This is a genomic window from Paludisphaera sp. (genome assembly GCF_037189885.1).
Lineage (GTDB): Bacteria > Planctomycetota > Planctomycetia > Isosphaerales > Isosphaeraceae > Paludisphaera.
This window is the reverse complement of the sequence record NZ_JBBCIR010000010.1, coordinates 125,416-139,296: the sequence shown is the minus strand read 5'-3', so window position 1 is coordinate 139,296 and position 13,881 is coordinate 125,416. Positions and strand designations below refer to the sequence as shown.

General features: G+C 71.9%; 11 protein-coding genes and 1 tRNA gene. 5 read left to right on the top strand and 7 right to left on the bottom strand.

Annotated features, from left to right (window positions below; all coding sequences use genetic code 11):
* Positions 1-36: 36 nt before the first annotated feature.
* The gene (locus WG209_RS04665) at positions 37-834 is read left to right on the top strand and encodes a hypothetical protein (protein WP_337173845.1); all 798 of its coding nucleotides are present in this window, start codon (positions 37-39) and stop codon (positions 832-834) included.
* A gap of 21 nt (positions 835-855) precedes the next feature.
* Here the strand turns inward: WG209_RS04665 and WG209_RS04660 are convergent, their stop codons facing one another.
* Positions 856-1,602 carry an amino acid ABC transporter ATP-binding protein gene (locus tag WG209_RS04660; protein WP_337173844.1) on the bottom strand — a complete coding sequence of 249 codons (747 nt, stop codon included), beginning with the start codon at positions 1,600-1,602 and terminating at the stop codon, positions 856-858.
* Complete coding sequence (locus WG209_RS04655; protein WP_337173843.1) at positions 1,599-3,167, bottom strand: ABC transporter permease subunit; 1,569 nt, start codon at positions 3,165-3,167, stop codon at positions 1,599-1,601. Before WG209_RS04655 ends, WG209_RS04660 begins: the two co-directional genes overlap by 4 nt.
* A 442-nt stretch (positions 3,168-3,609) precedes the next feature.
* Between WG209_RS04655 and WG209_RS04650 the strand changes: the two genes are divergently transcribed.
* Both WG209_RS04650 and WG209_RS04645 read left to right on the top strand, forming a co-directional pair.
* Entirely contained in the window at positions 3,610-3,810 is a 201-nt protein-coding gene (locus WG209_RS04650; protein ID WP_337173842.1) for a hypothetical protein, read from the top strand.
* A 72-nt stretch (positions 3,811-3,882) separates the two neighbouring features.
* Complete coding sequence (locus WG209_RS04645; protein ID WP_337173841.1) at positions 3,883-4,947, top strand: DUF1559 domain-containing protein; 1,065 nt, start codon at positions 3,883-3,885, stop codon at positions 4,945-4,947.
* On the opposite strand, the gene WG209_RS04640 is transcribed toward WG209_RS04645, so the two are convergent.
* Positions 4,941-6,188 carry a glycosyltransferase gene (locus WG209_RS04640; protein WP_337173840.1) on the bottom strand — a complete coding sequence of 416 codons (1,248 nt, stop codon included), beginning with the start codon at positions 6,186-6,188 and terminating at the stop codon, positions 4,941-4,943. The genes WG209_RS04645 and WG209_RS04640 overlap by 7 nt on opposite strands.
* Before the next feature lie 600 nt (positions 6,189-6,788).
* Here WG209_RS04640 and WG209_RS04635 point away from each other — a divergent pair.
* Together WG209_RS04635 and WG209_RS04630 are read left to right on the top strand one after the other, a co-directional pair.
* Positions 6,789-7,553 (top strand): protein-L-isoaspartate(D-aspartate) O-methyltransferase, encoded by a 765-nt coding sequence (locus tag WG209_RS04635; RefSeq protein WP_337173839.1) that lies wholly within the window; start codon positions 6,789-6,791, stop codon positions 7,551-7,553.
* A 22-nt stretch (positions 7,554-7,575) separates the two neighbouring features.
* On the top strand, positions 7,576-10,482 hold the full coding sequence (locus WG209_RS04630; protein WP_337173838.1) for a hypothetical protein: 2,907 nt from the start codon (positions 7,576-7,578) through the stop codon (positions 10,480-10,482).
* A gap of 142 nt (positions 10,483-10,624) precedes the next feature.
* On the opposite strand, the gene WG209_RS04625 is transcribed toward WG209_RS04630, so the two are convergent.
* The 4 genes from WG209_RS04625 to WG209_RS04610 form a co-directional block, all read right to left on the bottom strand.
* Complete coding sequence (locus tag WG209_RS04625) at positions 10,625-11,038, bottom strand: HU family DNA-binding protein (RefSeq protein ID WP_337173837.1); 414 nt, start codon at positions 11,036-11,038, stop codon at positions 10,625-10,627.
* Positions 11,039-11,274: 236 nt separating this feature from the next.
* Positions 11,275-11,484, bottom strand: coding sequence for a hypothetical protein (locus WG209_RS04620; protein ID WP_337173836.1), 210 nt, complete (start codon positions 11,482-11,484; stop codon positions 11,275-11,277).
* Positions 11,485-12,350: 866 nt separating this feature from the next.
* Positions 12,351-12,424: transfer RNA gene (locus WG209_RS04615), tRNA-Ile, on the bottom strand.
* Between the two features lie 204 nt (positions 12,425-12,628).
* The gene (locus tag WG209_RS04610; RefSeq protein ID WP_337173835.1) at positions 12,629-13,879 is read right to left on the bottom strand and encodes a DUF1559 domain-containing protein; all 1,251 of its coding nucleotides are present in this window, start codon (positions 13,877-13,879) and stop codon (positions 12,629-12,631) included.
* Positions 13,880-13,881 lie beyond the last annotated feature (2 nt).

Genomic DNA, 13,881 nt, shown 5'->3' with positions numbered 1-13,881 from the left:
CGCGCGGCGTCCATGCACCTAAGGAAGGGTCGAGACATGATCACGGCGACGAGAATCACCCGCGCCCTGGGCGTCATCGGGGTGGTGGGCCTGCTGGCCCACGCGACCACGTCGCTGGCGACGTCGGGCGCGGCCTACCAGGATCCCGGCCCGGCCCCGGCCCCGGCCGCCTCGGCCGTCGACGACGCCCCGCTCCCCGGCGCCCCCGAGCCGGTGAAGGATCTCCCGCCGCCGCCGGACGAGCCGGCCCTCGACCTGGCCGCCCCGCCGGCCGGCGAGATCCTGGAGCCGGAACCCCTCGGGGCGATCAAGCCCGAGGCGGCCCCGGTCGCCTCGCCGGCGCCGCTCCCGGACGACGAGATGGACCCCCTGCCCCCCGCGCGGGAGTTGAAGCCCAGGCCGTCGGCCGCCATCCCCCCCGCCCCGAGGGATCCGGTCGGCGACGAGTTCGACCGGCCCGCCGCCCGGCCCGAGCCCCGCGCCGCCGAGCCCGACTTCGACCCGGCCGACGACCCCGACGCCGACGCCCGCTCGTTCGTGGAGCGCAACCGTCGCGAGGCCCAGGAGCAGCTCAAGGGACTCCGCGAGGAAGCCGCCAGGCTCAAGGGCCGCCTCGCCCGCGTCGAGGCCGGCATCCGCCGGTGGGAAGCCCTGGCCGACGCGCTCGAGCGCAGCGCCCAGGACAAGACCGCCGCGGCCACGGGCGACGGCTCCCGCGCGTTCCGCTCGCGCGGCAACGTCGTCCAGTACGGCGTCCCGGTCGGCGGCGGCGTCATCATCCAGTCGCAGCCCGTCACCCGCTCCGACTTCGTCCCGGTCCCCGGCCCCCGGTGAGGCCGGCCCCCCCGCGACTGCTCAGGCGACCCGGGACTCCGCCAGGAGGCTCCGGGTCGCGTCGTGCGCGGGGGCGCCGAAGATCTGGTCGGGCGGGCCCGATTCCACGACCAGCCCGTCGCCGAAGACGTGGATCATCGTGGCGGCCTTCCGGGCGAATCCCATCGCGTGCGTGACGACGAGCATCGTCTGGCCGTCGCGAGCCAGGTCGGCCATCACGGCGAGGACCTCGGCGGTCGTCTTCGGGTCCAGGGCGCTGGTGGGCTCGTCGAACAGCATGACCTCGGGGCCCATCGCCAGCGCCCGGGCGATGGCCACCCGCTGCTGCTGGCCGCCGGACAGCTCGCGCGGCCGGGCGTCCAGCCGATGGAGCATCCCGACGCGATCCAGGAGCCCCCGGGCGCGCTCGACCGCCTCGTCCCGCTTCATGCCCAGGACGTGGACCGGGGCCTCGATCACGTTCTCCAGCACCGTCCGGTGCGCGAACAGGTTGAAGCTCTGGAAGACCATGCCCGTCCTCAGGCAGGCCCGCCGCGCGGCCTTCGCGTGCTCCCGGGGCGACTGGCGGGCGTCCAGCACGTCCGGACCGATCGTAACCCGGCCCTCCTGGAACCGCTCCAGGCCGTTCAGGCAGCGCAGGAAGGTGCTCTTGCCCCCCCCCGACGGCCCGATGAGGCAGGCGACCTCCCCGCGAGAGACGCTCAGGTCGATCCCGCGCAGGATCTCGACCGTCCCGAACCGCTTCACGACCCCCCGCGCCTCGATCATGCGAGCCCCCCTTTCGTCCCCTCGGCGCCCAGGCGCCGCTCGGCCCATCGCGCGAACCACGACAGCGGCAGGCTCATCGCCAGGTAGATCGCCGCGGTGGCCGTCGCGAACTCCACCACGGCCCTGGTGCCGTTGGCGAGGATCGAATACTCCTTGGTCAGCTCGACCAGCGTGATGACCGAGCAGACCGACGTATCCTTGAAGAGCGCAATGAAGTCGTTGGAGACCGGCGGGATCACGATCCGAGCCGCCTGCGGGACGACCACCCGCCGCAGCGCCTGCCCGCGCGACATCCCCAGCGCCAGCGCCGCCTCCATCTGCCCCCGGGGGACGGCCTGGAGCCCGGCGCGGTAGATCTCGGCCTCGTACGCGGAATAGTTGATCGCCAGGCCGGCGATCCCCGCGACCCACGGGTCGAGCTTCAGCACGAAGAACAGGACGTAGAGCTGGAGCATCAGCGGCGTCCCGCGGATCAGTTCCACGTAGGCCGCCAGCGCCAGGCGAAGCGGGGCGGGTCCGTACATCCGGCCGATCGCCACCATCAGGCCGATCGCCATCGCAAGCGGCATCGAGCCGAACGAGAGGCCCAGCGTCACCAGCGCCGCGGCGCGGAGCCGGTCGCCGTAATGCGGGACCAGGCCCCAGCCGCGGGCGGCCCGTCGCGTCGTCGGGACCTCGATCGGGCCCTGGAAGTCCGTCGCCAGGCCGGCTTGCAGGTCGTTCCAGACGCCGTGCTTCTCCAGGATCCGCCGCAGCTCTCCCGACGCCGCCAGCCGGCCGATCGCGGCGTCGAGGGCGTCGCGAAGGGCGTGGTCGGATCGGCGCGCGTAGATGACGTAATACCCGCGCGAGACCGGCGGGCCGACCGCCCGGAGCCCGGGGAACGCTCCGGCGTAGTGGGCCGCGGCCGGGCCGTCCTGGAGCGTGAAATCGCACTGGCCGTTCTGGACGGCGAGCATGGCGTCGGTCGCGCCGTCGAACCGGACCACGCGGACCGCGCCGGCGTCCGAGTCATGTGCGAAGTCGTCGGCGGCCGAGGCCGTCAGGACCGCCACCGTCCAGGGCGAGCCGTCGGGCTTCGGCCGCCCCAGGTCGTCCCAGGAGCCGGCCGGCGTCCCCTTCGGACCCATCAACTGGAGTTGATAGATGTAGTACGGGCGGGTCGCGAGGTAGTCCTCGGCCCGCTCGGGGGTCCACTCGTAGCCGTTGACGACGACGTCGACCCGGCCCGAATCGAGCACGCCCAGCAGCCGGTCCCAGGGCCCCTGCGAGAACTCGGCGCGGACGCCCTCGCCCAGCGCGCGGGCGAGCCGGTCCATGATGTCGACCTCGAACCCGGCGACGGACCGGGGGGAGTCGGGGTCGGGGAAGGCGTAGGGGGCCCCCCCCTCCATGTCGCTCCCGTAGCGGAGCGTCCCGCGGGCGCGGACCTCGTCGAGGGCGTCGGCCCGCGCGGTCGCCGCGAGCGCGAGCAGCAGCAGGGCCCCGACCAGGCCCGCCCGCCCCCTCCGGCCGGCAACCTCGTGACTTGCGTCGGATTCCGACGCCGCGGGGTCCTCTCCCATCAACGGTGGCCTTCCCGGGCTTCGCCCTCGCGTCGCGTCTCGCCGCCGCCCCGGCCCTCGCCGCGCGGATCGCCTTATTCTCGCACGCCGGGACGCGGTTGAAAACTCCCGTCGTCGCCCCAACCCCGCCCCCCGAGCCGTCCTCGGGGCCATCTCCGAAAAAATTAGGAGAAAGGGCGTCCGCTTGTTGCGACCTCATGCGTAGAGGCATACACTCCCTGACGGAGGGGCGGCGCGGCCGGGCATCCCGGCCGTTTGACCGCCCCGCGCTCGTGGTCGCCCGGCCTCGATTCCGGGGCGATCATCGGCCCTCCCGGATGGGAGCCGGCGGCCTTCGGCCTATTCGAGCGGAGATGGGATGGACGAGAAGCCGTCGCGATCGACGGCCCCGGGGGCGTCGCGCGCCGAACGGCCGCGCGTCGCCAAGCTTGGAGGAGTTTTGATGAAGCGAAGGCGTTTCTTGCGGGCCGCGGCCTGTCTGGCGGCCGGGACGACCCTGGGTGTCGCGGGCTGCTCATCGGACTCGGCCCAGGCGACCCTGACGGGGCAAGAGGCGGATAACAAGCAGGTGCTCGACTCGGCCGCCGCCAACGACAAGGCCGCCGCGGCCGGCAACCCGCGCAGGAAGTCCCGCGGGCGCTGAGGCCCCGCGATCCTCTTATACGACCCTCACGGGCCGCCGGCCCTTCCTCTTCTAGTGAGAGCCATCGAAATCATGAGAAACGGCAATCCCCGTCGCGGGTTCACCCTGATCGAGCTGCTGGTGGTCATCGCGATCATCGCCGTGCTGATCGCGCTGCTGCTGCCGGCCGTGCAGGCGGCCCGCGAGGCCGCCCGACGCGCCCAGTGCGTCAACAACCTGAAGCAGATGGCCCTGGCCGCGGCCAACTACCAGTCGACGCACCAGAGCTACCCGCTGAGCAACGCCACCGACACCTATCCCGGCTGCGGTGCCCCCACGGCGCGGAGCGGCTGGGGGAACTGGAGCGGCCAGGCGATGATGCTCAGCTTCCTGGAGCAGACCGCCGTCTACAACGCCTGCAACTTCTCGCTCAACGCCGCCCCGGCCGACTGCTTCGGCGTCGCCTGGTTCGCGAACTCGACGGCCCGCGACACCGTCATCACCGCCTTCCTCTGCCCGTCCGACGGCTCGACCACCGGCACCTCCGGCGGCCGGCGGCTGAATAACTACTACGGGTCCTACGGCGTGACGACGGACATCTGGAACCCGCAGAGCACCGGGATCTTCGCGCACAACGCCTCGTATGACGTCGGAGCCGTGACCGACGGCACCTCGAATACCATCATGTGGAGCGAGGGCCTCACCGGGAGCATCACGCCGCTGGGCAGGCGGACCTCGGTCGGCGCGCCGGGCGCCGTCGCCCTCCTGGATCCCCGGGCCGTCGTCAACGGCGGTCTGGCCCTGAACCCGACCGTCCAGAGCGGCCTGGCCGCCTGCAACGCGGCGCTCGTCGCCGGCACCGCGGTGGCCGATTCCCGGGGCCAGTTCTGGGCCATCGGCTCGCCCGGCTACACCTACTTCAACACCGTCGTCACGCCCAACTCGAACCAGAGCAAGTGGTCGACCTGCCGGACCGACAACAACAACGGCGCGGACTTCGCCAGCTTCATCAACGCCAACAGCAACCACTCCGGGGGCGTCAACGTCTCCTTCGCCGACGGCAGCGTCCGGTTCATCAAGGACGCGATCGCCCCGGACGTCTGGTGGGCCCTCGGCACGCGCGCCGGCGGCGAGACGATCTCCAGCGACGCCTACTGATCCCGGGTCGAGCCCGCCGACGGACTCCCGGCCCTCGTCGTCCCCTTCGGGTCGGCGGGGGCCGTTTCGCTCGCCCCTCGGCCGCGGCTCGGGGCGTCGGCGGGCGTCAGGCGGGTCAGCCGGCCGACGTAAAAGCGGTGCCCGCGCCACTGGACGTGGGTCTTGAGGAAGGCGTCGAACCAGACCGGCAGCAGGACCACGTCCTTGATCGGGCTGTAGAGGAGCGTCCGGAGCGAGGGGAACGTCCCTCGCAGCCGCTTGGTATGCAAGGCGTCGCGCAGCATCCCCAGGCCGATCAGGCCGATCAACCCGCCCCAGGCCACGCCCGAATCCCCGGAGGCCCCCCAGACCAGGCCGATGACGGCCAGGTTCGCCAGCGGCTCGGCCGCGAAGGCCGGCAACGCCAGGCGGCGCCGGATCTTGAACCAGCGCGAGTGGCGGTTGAGGAACCAGACGAACCCGCGACGGCGGTTGACGTTCTGGATGACGTGATGGCTCAGGCGGATCGAGTAGCCGGCCTTTCGCACCCGGACGCCGATGATCTGGTCCTCGGCCAGCAGGTTGCGGACCGCCGCGAACCCGCCGATCGCCTCCAGCACGGACGCCCGCATCATCATCGACTTGCCCACCACGCAGGTCACCCCCAGCATCGACGCCAGCGCCATGCCGCCGGCGATGTAGCCGTTGATGTGGAGGTTCTCCATCGCCGCGGCGGGCCCTTCCTCCCCCGCGCCGGCGAATAGGTTCGTCACCAGGCCGACGCTGGGGTCGGCCAGGTAGCAGGCGGTCTCGCGCAGGTATGACGGCCGGACGCGCACGTTGGAGTCGCTGATGAGCAGCACGTCGTGCCGCCGATAGGGCTCCATCGCCGCCAGGCTCTCGACCTTCGGGTTGAGCCCGAACGGCGGGCAGCCGACGACGAGCCGGGCGTCGGCCTCGGGATGGCCCGCGATCAGCCTGCGAGCCACGACGGCCGCCGGGTCGTCGGGATCGGCGACGCAGAAGATGAGCTGATAGGTCGGATAGTCCAGCGCGAAGAAGCTGGCGAGGTTCCCCTCCAGGTCCTCGTCCAGGCCCTTGAGCGGCTTCAGGATCGTGACCGGCGGGGCGTGATCGGGGAGGCCGCGACGCCGCCGCAAGATCCAGAAAAGGCAGGCCGTGGACGCAAGGGTGGCCGTCACGGCCACCAGCGCCGCGAGCCCGAGCATCAGGTCGACCGCCTGCGAAGGCGAGACTACCATCCCGCGCCCTCCTCCTGAATGGACGTCCCGGGCGACATCATCGTCGAACTTCGATCATACACCCGACGCCCGTTTCCTCCAATCCCGCCCGCATCCGCCCGCCGGAGGCTGCGGCCGCGGTTGGCTTCGTTCGCGCGCCACCGCCCGGCGACAAACGCATTCAAGTGATTATTCATCAACGACTTGAAGCCGAGACAATTTGGCTTCGTTCGTCGTCTTCGAACACGTTTCGCCGAGTGTCGGCGTCCACCCCACGGCCGGGCGGATGGGGCTCCGACCGACGCGGCCGGGCCGGCGTCCGTCGGCGCGTGGGAGGCCGTGGCCTCGCGCGCGCCGCGTCGCGCGTCTCGTGGCCGCCTCGAAACCGAATCCAACTTGTCAAGGAGCGGGGGCATCCAACTCCCCCATGATCCGCGGCGGAGGTCGCGGATTTCAGGTTTCCGGGATTTTCATCGGGAACGCCGACGGGCCGGAAGGCCGTGCGACGCGAACGCCCCGCCATCGCGTCGACCCGGGCCGGCGCGGGCCGGCATGGGCGGCGCGTGGTAGACTAGGGGCCCAGCGTCGACGGCATCGTTTCAAGGAAGGGAGGCGTTCCAAGTGAGGCCAAGTCTCGCGCTCGCCGCGTCGGTCGTCATGCACGCGATCCTCGGGGCCCTGGCGTCGTCCGGGGCCCAGGAGGCCGCGAAGCCCGCCAACGAAGACCCGACGGCCCGCCCCAGGGCCCGGATGGTCCAGCGCCACCTGGTGGAGCGCGGGATCAAGGATCCCCGCGTGCTGGACGCGTTCCGCACCGTCCCCCGACACAAGTTCCTCGCCCCCGGCACCGATCGCCAGGCCTACGACGACGAGTCCATCCCGATCGGCGAGGGCCAGACGATCACCCCGCCGTATGACGTCGCCTTCATGACCGAGGTCCTCGACCCGAAGCCCGACGACGTGGTGTACGAGGTGGGGACCGGCTCGGGATACCAGTCGGCGATCCTGTCGCGGCTGGTCAAGGAGGTCTACTCCGTCGAGATCCACCGGCCGCTCGGCGAGCGCGCCGCGAAGGTCCACCAGGAGCTGGGCTACACCAACATCCACACCCGCGTCGGCGACGGGTACGAAGGCTGGCCCGAGGCCGCGCCCTTCGACGCGATCATCGTCACCTGCGCCCCCCAGCGCATCCCCGCGCCGCTGGTCGATCAGCTCAAGGAGGGGGGCCGGATGGTCATCCCCCTGGGCGACCGCTTCACGCAGAGCGTCTGGCTCGTCACCAAGAAGGACGGCAAGCTGGAGCGGAAGGAGCTGAAGCCGACGCTGTTCGTCCCCATGACCGGCAAGGCCCTGCGCGAGACCGCCGAGCCCAAGCCCGATCGATGACCGACGCGACGGAGACCCCTTCGTGACCAAGCCCTCCCCCCTCCTCCCGCTCTTCTTGACCCTGGCGCTGGCGACGGGACTTGCGATCCCCGACCGGGCCAACGCCCAATCCCCGGCCCCCTCCCCGGCCCCGGCCCCCGAGATCGTCCGCACGCCGCCGCCGGCCCGCGACGACCTGGAGGAGGACGCCAACGGCGACGGCGTCCCCGACGGCTGGTACAACGCCCGCGACGTCTCGATCGAGGCGACGGGCGGGGCGTCCGGGCCGAAGTTCATCCGCTTCGCGTGCGACCGCCGGGGCCGCCCCGCGCGGCTGAGCCGGGCGTTCGGCGTCGACGGCCGCTCCGTGGAGGCGGTCGTCGTCGGCATGTGGGTACGGCTGAAGGACGTCGAGCATGGCGAGCGCTCGGGCGAGGAGCCGGGCTTCCTCATCGACTTCCTCGGCGACGGCCTGCGGCAGCTCTCGCGCGGCACGATGGGCCCCTGGACGCGCTCCGTCGGCGACCGCTGGACTCGCGTCGCCCGTCGGATCGCCGTCCCGCCGGGGACGCGCGACGCCATCATGTCCGTCGGCCTGATGGGCGCGGCCGGGACGCTCGACGTCGACGGCTTCACCTTCGACCTGATCCCCCGCCGGGCGGCCGAGTCGACGAACCTCGTCGTCAACGGCGACTTCGAGCTGGGCGACCCCGCGCCGGCCTACTGGATCGTCAACAACGACGCGGCCCGAGTGTTCCCCGGGCGCGCGTCCGACGCCTGCGTGGAGCTGTCGCGCCCCGGCGCGAAGGTCCTCACCGGGCTGGCCCTCCCCGTCGGGCCGTTCGACTCGCTGGAGATCTCGCTGCACGTCCGGGCCCAGGGCCTCCGAGGATCGGGGGGGGGCGGCGCGGGCGTCTTCTTCCTGGACGAGACGGGCGAGCCGCTGCCGGGGCGGGCCGGCGGCGCCCAGGCGTTCCGATGGGCCGGCACCTTCGACTGGTCTCCCCGGGTCGCGACGGTCCCGGTCCCGCGCGGGGCGGCCCGCGCCGTGGTGCAGTTCGAGAAGACCGAGGGGGGGGGCTCGCTGCGGATCGACGACGTCCGCGTGACCGTCTCGCCCGACGCGGCGGCCGGCGCCTGGAGCCCGTTCCAGTTCGGCGACGACGTCATCGGCTGGAGCGCCTACAAGCCCGCCGAGGCGATCGCCGCGGGCTCGGCGCTGGACTTCTCGTTCCTCAACCCCGGCCCGGCCGGCTCGAAGGGGCCGGTGGTCGTCAAGGACGGACGGCTGAACTTCCGCGACGGCGGGCGCGCCCGCTTCTTCGGCGTCCAGCTCCTCCCGCCGGCGGCGTTCCAGGAGCGGGAGAAGGCCGACGCCCTGGCCGATCGCCTGGCGCGATCGGGCGTCAACCTCGTCCGCCTGGGCGACCTCGACACGCCCCTCGGCCCCAACCGGAGCCTCATCGACGACGTCAGCGACGACACCCAGGAGTTCGACCCCGTCGCCCTGGAACGGCTCGACCACCTGGTCGCGGCGCTCCAGAAGCGCGGGATCTACGTCGCGGTCGAGCTGCTGGGCGCCCGGCGGTTCCGGACGGACGACGGCGTGGAGGCGGCGGGCCTGCTCGCCCCCGGCGGCGGCCCCGCGGCGGTGGTCGACCCGACGATCGGGAAGCTGAACGTCGAGACGTCGCTGGCCCTCCTGGGCCGGACGAACCCCCTGACCGGCAAGGCCCTGCGCGACGACCCGGCGCTGGCGTGGGTGACCCTCGCGGGGGAGGTCTCCCTGTTCGACCTGATCGACCGCCCCGACGGCCTCCCCGCGCCGTATGACGCGGAGCTTCGCAAGCGCGGCGAGACCGCCCGGGGGCTCTTCGGGCGTCGGCTCTGGCAGTCGATCGAGTCGGCGCACTACTCCGAATGGGCCAACCGGCTGCGCGAGACCGGCCTGAAGGCGCCGATCGCCGGCGTCTCGCACTGGCGGCGGGAGCCGGAGTTCGTCGCGTCGCTGATCGCCCCGGGGCTCGACCTGGTCGACGATCGCCTCTACTGGGCGCCGCCGGGCTTCGTCACGCCGGAGTACCGCTCGCAGCTCTGGAGCCGCGACGGCGGGCTCGCGGCGGGGGCGGCGCGGAAGCAGGCGGAGGGGCGGCCCTACGTCGTGGGCCAGTGGTGCCCGCAGACCATGGGCGCCTGGGCGTTCCCCCACGAGGCGGCCGACCAGATGCTCGCCGCCGCGACCGCCCGCCACGAGGACTGGGACGCCCTGGTGCGCCGGGGGGTCTTCGTCTATCCCAAGGTCTGGGGCGACGGCCCGGTCGGCACCGCCGGCGCGGAGGACATCTTCCAGATCCCGGGGGTCGCCAACGGCACGCCGCAGGTCTTCGCCCTCTGGCCGCACGTCGCCTCGATGCTGCTGAGGGGCCGCGACGAGCCGGCGCGTCCCGCCGCGGCCGCCCCCCGCAACGCCCCCAGGCGGCGGACGCCCACGCCGGGCTGGGATCCGTCGCGCGGGCTGGTGGTGGTCGACACCCCTCACACGCAGGGCATCGCCGGGTGGACGGCCGACGCGGACGTCTCGTTCGGGACGCTCGACGTCGCCTCGGACGCCCCGTTCGCGACGGTCGTCGTCTCGTCGGTCGGCCCCGAGCCGATCGCCGAGGCGAAGCGGCTGCTCGTCACGGCGATCGCCCGCGTCGAGCCGACCGGCTATCGCTGGGTCGACTCCTGGCAACGCGAGACGGCCGACCCGGGCCGCCCCCCCCTGCTCCTGGAGCCCGTCGCCGCCCGCGTCGAGTGGCGGCGGAAGGGGACGATCCAGGCCTACGCGCTGGACGAGTCCGGGGCCAGGGTCGGCGCCGCGACGATCGAGACACTCCCCGAGGGGGGCGCCGCGCTGGTGCTCGATGGGCGCTCCCCGGCGATCCACTGGGAACTCGTCGCGGAGTGACGACGGCCGAGGCTTGATGGACAAGGGCGGGAAGCGAGACGACCGCGTCGACGGGCCTCTTGAGGGGCCCGGACGCGGTCGTCTCATTTGTCACGCCCGTCGGTCGGACGCCGATCGTCGGCCCGGCTCGGGTCCGGTCAGATCAGATCAGCTCCTTGAGGGCCTTCAGCGGCAGGATCTTGATCACCTTGCGGGCCGGCTTGGCCTTGATCATGATCGGCTCCTTGGTGGCCGGGTTGAAGCCCGGGCGCTCCTTGGTGGCCGGCCGGTGGACGACCTTGATCCGCAGCAGGCCGGGGATCGTGAAGACGCCCGGCCCCTTCTTGCCGATCTCGCCCTCGATCATGCCGGACATGGCTTCGAAGACCGCGGCCACGTCCTTCTTGCCGAGGCCGGTCTGCTCGGCGAGCTTCGCGAAGATCTCGCTCTTGGTGGCGGGCTTGGCGGCCGGCTTCGCCGCGGCCTTGGCGGCGGGCTTGGCGGCGGACTTGGCGGCCTTGGCGGCGGGGGCGGCCTTCGTGGCCTCCGCGGCCTTGGGGGCGGCTTTCTTGGCCATGGGTGAGCACCCTCTTCCAGTTGATCGACGAACCTCTGCGAGCCGGTCGGATCCTCCCTCCCCAGTGAAGAGCGGCCTACGTGGCTCCTGCGCATCGTTTTCGACGATTATGCCGCGGTGCTCCACTGAAAATCAGCCCGCCCCCTCGAAAATCCAGGGAAATCGCGTAATTTTCGCCCCGACCCCCGTGATTCGCCCCTCCAGGGGCCTTCCGGGCCGTCGAGACGCCCCGCCGATCACAGCGCGAGCCCGCGCCGGATCGGCTCGAAATCCATCAGGAAACGGCCCGTCGCGGACGTCATGTCCACCAGGAATCCCTGCCGGGCGTAGGCCTCCGCGGCGCGGGAGGCCTGCGCGAAATCGGCGAAGACCTGCCTCATCGACTGGGTGCCGTCGCTGATGCGCAGGACCACCGTGGGGCTCTGAGACCGCGATTCGCTCGTCATGTTCCCCTTCCTCGCCCCGCGACCCGACCGTCCGACCGTCCGCGCGGCGTGTCGCGCCGCGCAGCCCGGACGCCGGGACCATCGACCATGGGGCGATTGTCCGACGACTACGACTTCCGGAGCCCGCTCCGGGGCTATCCACAATAGCCCCCGCTCCCCCGGATGTGTCGCGCGATTTCGGCTTAAGTTCGACGCGACGCTTTCCGTCAACATCGACGACCCGAGCGTGCGTGGAAGCCGCCCTCCATATAAGCAATCATCACGCCAAAGCTCGATCGACCGCGAATATTGGCCACGGCGCGCCCGCCACGGCGGGCGACGGTCGGGCACGCCGGCTCACCGCCGTGAATCCAGTCGAAATACCCGGCCGCGACCGACGCGGCGGTGCCAGCGGTCAGGCGATCGCGAACCGTCCCCGCCTCCGTCACCCGACGGCCCCGTCTCGGCCTCGCGCGTCCCGCTCCTCCGGCGGGCCGAGGGCCCCAGGCTTCACCGGCGTGGGCCCCACGGCGGCGACAGCGGCCCGCCAGGCGTCGCCCCGGAGTCACGCGGCTCCCCCGCCCCTCTCGCGGAGCGAGGGAAGCCCGAGGCGCGGGCCGACTCGGACGCCGGCGCGTCTCGCGTCCGCCTCCGAGGGGATGACAGGCCGTCAGGCTGGCCGGCGCGGGGACGCGCGATTCACGCTCGCCGGGCATGGGTGGAGACGACATCGATCGCGTCGGTCCCGAAGACCGATGGGACCCGCCCGGCCCTTTCCCAACAGGAGAGGGGTCGAATCGGAGTCGCCTCGGCCCGTGTTTGCACCCCCGCGAGTCGGGGGCGATGGCGTGGCCCGGGGAGATCGGGCCAGGGGAGAAAGGAGTGAATGGGCGCACCAGGATTCGAACCTGGGACCTTACCCTTATCAGGGGTACGCTCTAGCCAACTGAGCTATGCGCCCGTGTCGTCGTGTGTTGCGTCGACAGGAAGTAGTTTACCCGAAGGCGGCCGCGAGTCAACCACCCACCGCCCGAAACCTGGAGGACTCGGACTTGTCCGGCGATCCGGGGACGAAAAAGCCCTCCCGAGGGCCGTGGGGCTCGTCGGGAGGGCCGGGGGACCCGTCGTCTCGCTCAGATCCGGGGGCGATCGGACACGCCGCCGATCACTGGATGAACGCGTCCTGGCTGACCGGCTGCTGCTTGAACGGGATGGGGAGCTTGGAGCCGGCCGGGGTGATGATCTTGGCGTAGACCGTGCCGTCGAGCGTGTTGCTGATGAACCGCACGGAGCCGTCGCAGAAGGCGAAGTTGGATCCGTTGGCGTGGCCGCTGGTCACGAAGGGGAAGGTCCCCTTGATCGTCAGCGTCTGGCCGTAGCCCATGTTCTCGAACGTGCCCAGCTTGTTGGCGTTCTGCCAGGCTTCCTGGTCGGAGGTGTTGAGGTACGAGGCCATCGGGAAGCTGCCGACGCAGTCGGCGCTGGTCGGGCCGCAGATGTTGTCCGAGCCGATGAACATCGAGAAGTTCGGCCAGGGGGCCGCCCAGTTGGACTCCACCTGCGCCGAGTAGGGGACGCCGCTGGAGTAGCCGACCAGGGTGTTCTCGCCCAGCAGGATCGTCGAGCCCGAGCCGTCCACGATCGAGGCGGCCGTGGTCTTGATGCCGCCCCAGGCCGGGCTGCGGCCGTTCTGCGCGGCCGGGATCGTCGGGTCGACGATCTTGTCGTAGACCGAGTTCAGGAACATGACGCCGAGCTTCTGGTTGATCCCCTGGGCCAGCGCCCCGGCGGAATCCCATACCATGACCGCGCCGGTGCCGCCGGCGGTGGCGTCGGTCTGGTAGGCCGTCCAGGAGAGCGGGTTGGCCGCGAACCGGGCGAAGCCGCCGTTGGCGACGTAGCTCAGGTTCCCCTCGTTCGGCGTGAAGTTGGTGTCGTCCGGGCATCGCAGGATGGCGATCCCCGACTTCGACAGCACGCCGTTGGGGGTCGTGGAGACGTCCGCCGTGGCGGTCGACAGGTAGTGCGTGCTGTTGGTCCAGTTGTTGGCCAGGCCGGCCTCGTCGAGGTCCTGGAGGATGTCGACGACCCAGCTCCGGCCGGCGCGGACCGCGGCGGTCGCCGGCACGCCGGTCGCCCCGGCGCCCAGGGCCGTCGTCAGGATCGAGGAGGCGGCGTCGGTCGCGGCCGGGTTTTCGAAGAACGTGCCGGCGGCGGGGTACGCCCCCTTGCGGATCTGGTACCCGTTGAGGGCCAGGGCGATGTTCTTCATGTTGTTCTGGCACTGGACCCGGCGGGCGGCGGCGCGGGCCGACTGGATGGCCGGCAGCAGCAGCCCGACCAGGACGCCGATGATGCTGATGACCACCAGCAGCTCGATCAGCGTGAAGCCTTGGCGGCGGCGACGGGACTTCATGA

Coding starts and splice junctions, on each gene's coding strand:
- WG209_RS04650 (WP_337173842.1), top strand. CDS start 3,610: ATGAAGCGAAGGCGTTTCTTGCGGGCCGCGGCCTGTCTGGCGGCCGGG.
- WG209_RS04655 (WP_337173843.1), bottom strand. CDS start 3,167: ATGGGAGAGGACCCCGCGGCGTCGGAATCCGACGCAAGTCACGAGGTT.
- WG209_RS04610 (WP_337173835.1), bottom strand. CDS start 13,879: ATGAAGTCCCGTCGCCGCCGCCAAGGCTTCACGCTGATCGAGCTGCTG.
- WG209_RS04660 (WP_337173844.1), bottom strand. CDS start 1,602: ATGATCGAGGCGCGGGGGGTCGTGAAGCGGTTCGGGACGGTCGAGATC.
- WG209_RS04620 (WP_337173836.1), bottom strand. CDS start 11,484: ATGACGAGCGAATCGCGGTCTCAGAGCCCCACGGTGGTCCTGCGCATC.
- WG209_RS04645 (WP_337173841.1), top strand. CDS start 3,883: ATGAGAAACGGCAATCCCCGTCGCGGGTTCACCCTGATCGAGCTGCTG.
- WG209_RS04625 (WP_337173837.1), bottom strand. CDS start 11,038: ATGGCCAAGAAAGCCGCCCCCAAGGCCGCGGAGGCCACGAAGGCCGCC.
- WG209_RS04640 (WP_337173840.1), bottom strand. CDS start 6,188: ATGGTAGTCTCGCCTTCGCAGGCGGTCGACCTGATGCTCGGGCTCGCG.
- WG209_RS04665 (WP_337173845.1), top strand. CDS start 37: ATGATCACGGCGACGAGAATCACCCGCGCCCTGGGCGTCATCGGGGTG.